Below are 6599 nucleotides of genomic sequence, written 5' to 3'. Positions count from 1 at the left end.
TGAGAAAAATCCTCGGGCAGTTGACCCAAGATGAACACCTGGGTTAAAAATCCGGACGGGTGATGCGTTAGGACATTAGGTGTTCACGTTCGCCCGGAATAGGTGTTCATCTTCGCCGGAATACGCAATTGGGACTTGTGTCGATGCATGTGCAACCCCTCCCCTCCAAAACTGTTCGGCTAGGCGGTGGGTTTTTCTAATAGTACTTTTATTATATTTATATAGGTAGTCGCTTAAAAAGGTTGGCCTATGCTTATCGCGATCGTTGGAACTGACGGTGCAGGAAAGAGCACGCAAATAGAGATTCTGAAACACAGCCTGACTCGCTTAGGTCTGAATACAGTAGTTCTGGACAAATGGGATGCATTGGACTGTGAAAAAATTCATGAATGTCGATTTATATCCACACCGTTAAGAGACTTTAAGAATTGCGTCACGGAGATGGACAATCGTTCACGCGCGCTTTTTATCTTTTGGCTACTCGGGGTGACATTAAAGACTAGAGATACGGAGAGTGGCGGCACAGTACACATATCCGACGGATACTGGATGAAACACGCAGCCTCAGAAATTGTATATGGAGCTGATAACGATTGGATAATGAATATTGTTAGCGATTTCCCAACGCCTGATCTTACCTTATATATTGACATTGATCCGCATGTTGCACTTGCAAGGAAAAAGGATTTTACTTCTTATGAGTGCGGAAAAGATAACACCAACGCCAAATTATCCTTTTTAAATCATCAATTTAAGATAAAAAAAATACTGAACACCTGGTGTACCGATTACAAATGGACTCGTATCGATGCCGGTAAAGAAGTTTTTGAAGTTCAAGAAGCTATTATGAATGAAATCAGCTCTCTCGCCCCCCGACACCTAGTACCCCAAATAACGGTATCCTGACTTCCTGTGTAACTGAGGAAACGGACCTGCGTCATGCAGCACGCTGTTGCCTACATACCAGTTACCTCCTTGTTGATAGGCTACAGCACATGTTTGATCAAACTGGCCTTCAAAGTTGGGGTAAGGTGGTTGAACTTGTTGATTGCCCGCGACTCCTTGGGGCACCCTCCCACTATAAGCATGGTGGATTCTACCATTCAGTATATAGACACTACAGCCACCTAAGCTTTCCGTGAATATGTAATTTGTTCCGAGGGGAAGGTCACAACTTACCGTCCTATGCACCGTAGGGCCATCCAACCACATAGCCCTTATTCCTCTCGTCAGGACCCCCACACAACTTCCCCGATACCGCGCTTGGGTAAGTAGTACTACCCCGCCTGCCGCGGCGGCCTGTACTCTAATGTGCCCCTCCGGGTTAAAGATCTGCAAGTCGAAATCATAAATTTGACCAGTCGCCAGCCCCCTCTCATTATTGTTGGTCGTAAAGCAGGTTGGCACAATAATTGAGTGATTTGCTAAATAGTTAGCAACGCTGCTCATAAAGCGTTTGTTTTGCCCATTCATCCAGGTAGTTCATCTCTCTTTTTGAAGAAAAAAGGAATCGGCCATCATTCTGTCACACGTCACTGGTCCGATGGCGGAAGCTTGTCGCGTTTCTCGAAATCTGAGGTTGAAATCAGGGGGCGTCGTGCGCGGCCCTTGCCGGGTGGCACTTACCGCCCCAAAACTTCCCTCAGCCTCAAAAGACAACGTTGTCTCACTCGACTAACAATGCTACAGTAACCGCCATCACAACTGCACCCACAGAGATTTATGGAACAGGCTTTAAGCGGCGCCGTCCTATTCGACGGCGACACATTTATCGAAGACCACGGTGTTATCTGTCGCGACGGGCAAATTGAGGCTGTGCTCCCCTCCCATCAACTACCGGCGGACGTAGCGACCACCAAGCTTGAAAGCGGTATTCTGGCACCCGGATTTATCGATACCCAGGTCAACGGCGGCGGCGGTGTGCTGTTCAATAATGCCCCGAGCTGCACCACCCTCGCCACTATGGTGCAGGCCCATCGCGCCACCGGCACCACGGGCATGCTGCCGACCTTGATCAGCGATACCCGGGAAGTCCTCTGCGCCGGCGCCGGCGCGGTACAGCGGGCCGTGGCGGAAAACCTGCCCGGCATCCTGGGACTGCATATCGAGGGACCTTTTTTTAATCCGGCCAGGCGCGGTACCCACAACGAACAATACCTGCACCCACCGAGCAGCGAAGAGATCGACTGGCTGTGCTCCCTGCGGGGCGTCAAAGTCATACTCACCCTGGCGCCGGAACAGACCCGACCCGGCCAGATAAAGACTCTCAGCGACGCCGGCATTCTCGTTTGTGCCGGACACAGCGACGCCCGCGGGGCCGAGATAAGGGCGGCGCTCGAAGAGGGGCTGGTGGGCTTCACACACCTGTACAACGCCATGCGCCCGCTGCAAAGCCGCGAACCGGGCGTGGTCGGCGCAGCGCTGGACGACCCGGACAGTTGGTGCGGCATTATCGTCGACGGCCATCATGTCGACCCCGTATCCGTACGCGTGGCACTGGCGGCCAAGCCCGCCGGCAAAATGATTCTGGTCACCGACGCCATGGCCACCGTCGGCAGCGACGACAAATCCTTTCAACTCTACGGCGAAACCATTTGCGAAACCGGCGGCCGCCTGGTCAACGCCGAAGGCAGACTGGCGGGCAGTGCCATCGGTATGCTCGACGCCGTGCGCATCAGTTGTGAAACCGTGGGCGTCGCCCTCGAGGAAAGCCTGCGCATGGCATCGCTCTACCCGGCGGGACTGCTGCAACTGGATCGGGCCCTCGGCCGCCTGCGTCCCGGTTACCGGGCCGATATGGTGCACTTCGATGCCCGGGGCTGGCGGGTGCACAATACCTGGATCGCAGGCGAACACTGCGCGCACTGACTGCGAACTGTCTTAGTTATGGGGATGTTTTTTATGTGGATATTGCTCTACACCGGTACCTGCCTATGCGCATAGTCATTCTCGACAGCGCCGATGAAGTCGCCGCCTACGGCGCCGAAATTTTCATACGCTGTATCCGCCAAAAGCCTGCTGCGGTGCTGGGGCTGGCCACCGGTTCCACACCGCTGGCGCTCTACCGGCGCCTGATCGACGCCAACCGCGACGCGGTGGTGAGCTTCGCAAAGGTCTCCAGCTTCAATCTCGACGAATATCTCGGACTCGCCGGCGATCATCCGCAGAGCTACCGCCATTTTATGAATACGCACCTGTTCGATCATATCGATATCAATCCGGACAACACCCATGTGCCCCCCGGCGACGCCGCAGATCCGCTACAGGCCTGCGCCGACTACGACAAACTGATCACCAAACTCGGCGGTATCGACATTCAACTGCTGGGCATCGGTCGCAACGGTCATATCGGTTTCAACGAGCCCTCTTCAGGCCTGCAGTCGCGCACCCGGGTAAAAACGCTGACCCGGGCCACCATCGACGACAACGCGCGCTTTTTCTCCACCCAGGAATTCCAACCACACCTGTCGATCACCATGGGCATAGGCACGATCCTCGAGGCCCGCAAAGTCGTGCTGCTGGCCACCGGCGCGGCCAAAGCCGGTGCTATCAAAGCAGCGGCAGAGGGCCCTCTTACCGCGTCCTGTCCCGCCTCGGCACTGCAGATGCATCCCGATGCGCTACTGATCGTCGACGCCGCCGCCGCGGCCGGACTCGAGCGCAAGGCATTCTACAAACATATCGAGCGTGAAAACCAAAAACTCCTGCAATCCCTTGGCAAAACCTGACTACGGAATAAACTCATGACCGCAAAGCGCAAACACCGGGGCATCGGTCTGCTGATGTCCAGCTTCCTGACCCTGGCGGGTTGTTCGGTAACGCCGCCGCCCGCCATACCTAGTGGCGCAGAGCTTCAGTCACTGGATACCATCGCCCGCCATTTACTTGTGCGCCACCAGATTATCGACAATCGCCCGGGTGATCACTGCGATCCAGAGCGCGGTCCGGCCTGTTTTATTGCCGAGATCACACTCAGCAGCAGCGTGGACATCGCCCCCGGCGACTGGGCCATATACTTTTCCCACATCGCCCCGGTGCAAAAAGTGACGGCGGGAGACTTTGCCATCGAACATATCAATGGCGACCTGCACCGCCTGGTGCCGGCGCCGGCGCTCGCCGGTCTCACCGCGGGAACACCGCACACCGTGCGTTATATCGCCGATCTCTGGCATTTATCGCGCTCTGACCTGATGCCCAATTACTATGTAGCCGCCGGTCGCGACGCCCGAGTGATCGCCAGCACAGCCACCGGTATCGATCCCGCCACCGGCCTGGAGACCAAGCCCCACGCCGGCACCTTTGACGACAGCGACAGACATCTACGGCGCACCCCCGGCGATCTCACGCAACCGGCCACCGCCCAAACACTGTTCGATAGCAATCGGCATGCTGCCGCGATCAGCGAGGAAGTGGCCACCGCAATCATCCCCACACCGACCTCCATGTCCCGGTCGCCGGGCGGCGGCCGGCTCGATCTTTCCCCCGGTGTTGCACTGCAACTTAACGGGCTGCCACGCGGCGCAGTGGCCGCGGCCGTAACGGCCTTGGCCGATCTGGGCATCGGTGAAAATACCGCCGGCGTACCACTGATCATGACTCTCGACCCCGCTCTCAACATTGCTCTCGACGGCGAGGCCGGCGCCGAACCGGGCGCCTATCGACTGCAATTGGACAGCAAACAAATAACCGTACAGACCGGCGATCAGGCGGGTGCGGCCAACGCGCTGCGCTCACTCGCCGCGCTGTTGATGCCCGCCGGCAAACAGGTGCCGCTGCTGCAGATCGAAGACAGTCCACGTTATAACTTTCGGGGATTGCACTTGGATGTGGCTCGCAATTTTCACAGCAAGGCACTGGTGCTGACGCTGCTGGAACAAATGGCGGTGTTCAAACTCAACAAACTGCATTTGCACCTGGGCGACGACGAGGGCTGGCGCCTGCAGATCGACGGGCTGGCCGAGCTGACCGATATCGGCAGCCGGCGCTGCCACGATCTCGAAGAAAACCGCTGCCTGTTGCCGCAGTTGGGTAGCGGTCCCAACGCCAATGCCGGCGTCAACGGTTACTACACAGCCGACGACTATATCGAGATCCTACGCTATGCAACCGCCCGGCATATTCAGGTACTGCCTTCGCTCGATATGCCGGGCCATGCACGGGCCGCCGTCAAAGCCATGGAGGCGCGTTACCGCAAGTACCTGGCGCAGGGCGACCGCAGCAACGCCGAGCGCTACCTGCTGAGCGATCCCGCCGATGCGACCCGCTATGAATCCTACCAGTTTTACAACGATAACACCCTGAACGTGTGTATGGAGTCCACCTACCGGTTTATTGAAAAAGTCATCGACGAGGTGGCCCTGTTGCACCGTCGCGCCGGCCAGCCCTTGACGCGTTACCATATCGGCGCCGATGAAACCGCGGGCGCCTGGCTCGACTCACCTGTCTGCGAGGCCTTTATCAACGCCGGACACCCGGGCGTCGCCGCTATGGAAGACCTGGGCGGCTATTTTATAGAGCGGGTCGCCGCCATGCTGGCGGCCAAGGGTATAGAAGCGGCGGGTTGGAGCGACGGTATGGGACACACCGACCCCGCCGGAATGCCGGCGGTGGTGCAGTCAAACGCCTGGGGTGCGCTGTTCGGGGACGGGCACAAAAGTGCGCACGAACAAGTCAACCGGGGATGGCAGGTGATTGTCTCGACACCGGATGTCACTTACTTCGATATGCCGTATGAAGCCGACGCGTTCGAACCCGGCTATTACTGGGCGTCGCGGGGCACCAATACGCGCAAGGTCTTCAGTTTTATGCCGGATAACCTGCCGGTTCACGCCGAGTTCTGGCACGGACACAACGGCCAACCCCTGGTGCTGAAAGACACTATCGAACGCGATAAAAACAACACGATCAGCTACCGCCCCATGGCCGCCGGTAAACGCTTCGCCGGGTTACAGGGACATCTGTGGAGCGAAACTGTGCGCTCGGATGCCGATGTCGAATACCGACTGTTTCCACGCCTGGTCGCCCTGGCGGAACGGGCCTGGCACCGGGCAGATTGGGAAGTGCCCTATGACTACAGCGGCCGCGACTACAGCGCACAGACGCGCTTTTTCACCGCCACGGCGCGCCGGCAACGGGATCGGGACTGGGCCCGGTTTGCCTCGATCATGGCGTTGAAGGTTTTACCGAAGCTGGATGCGGCCGGTATCCGCTACCGCATTCCAACCGCCGGCGCCCGCCTGGTCGATAACCATCTGCACACCAATGTGATTTTTCCGGGGCTGGCGGTGGAGTATCGAATCGACGGGGGGGCGTGGACAGTCTGGACGGCACCGGTTGCCGTTGCCACCGCCGCCGCCATCGAGGTTCGGGTGCGCTCGGCCGACGGTCGGCGCCGGGGTCGCAGTTGGGCGCTAGACTGACACAATCGCACTGCGCTGGCCACAGCGCTATGCGCAATCCGGATGTATCCGCCTATATTTAATATATAGGGACGCCTGCTGCCCGTCACCGAATCAGGTCAGCCGGACTCCACGTTATACTCCTCGACCCGAGGTGACGACCCATCGAGAAATCTCGATGGGTCGCGCCTTTACCGGTAA

The 6599-nt window shown here is 57.8% G+C and carries 4 protein-coding genes; all 4 read left to right on the top strand.

From position 1 onward, the window contains the following. Nucleotides 1–249: 249 nt before the first annotated feature. The 4 genes from FKG94_RS13045 (at nucleotide 250) to FKG94_RS13030 (ending at nucleotide 6419) form a co-directional block, all read left to right on the top strand. Nucleotides 250–906, top strand: a complete 657-nt coding sequence (locus FKG94_RS13045; protein ID WP_142904767.1) for a dTMP kinase — start codon at nucleotides 250–252, stop codon at nucleotides 904–906. A gap of 816 nt (nucleotides 907–1722) precedes the next feature. After that, nucleotides 1723–2868, top strand: a complete 1146-nt coding sequence (gene nagA / locus FKG94_RS13040; protein WP_142904766.1) for an N-acetylglucosamine-6-phosphate deacetylase — start codon at nucleotides 1723–1725, stop codon at nucleotides 2866–2868. A 35-nt stretch (nucleotides 2869–2903) separates the two neighbouring features. Continuing rightward, on the top strand, nucleotides 2904–3728 hold the full coding sequence (nagB, locus tag FKG94_RS13035) for a glucosamine-6-phosphate deaminase (protein ID WP_246125130.1): 825 nt from the start codon (nucleotides 2904–2906) through the stop codon (nucleotides 3726–3728). Nucleotides 3729–3743: 15 nt separating this feature from the next. Further along, nucleotides 3744–6419 (top strand): family 20 glycosylhydrolase, encoded by a 2676-nt coding sequence (locus tag FKG94_RS13030; protein ID WP_142904765.1) that lies wholly within the window; start codon nucleotides 3744–3746, stop codon nucleotides 6417–6419. The last annotated feature ends 180 nt before the right edge of the window (nucleotides 6420–6599 follow it).

The organism is Exilibacterium tricleocarpae (assembly GCF_007004655.1).
In the GTDB taxonomy this organism is placed as follows: Bacteria; Pseudomonadota; Gammaproteobacteria; order Pseudomonadales; family Cellvibrionaceae; genus Exilibacterium; species Exilibacterium tricleocarpae.
This window is presented reverse-complemented; position numbering and strand designations above follow the sequence as displayed.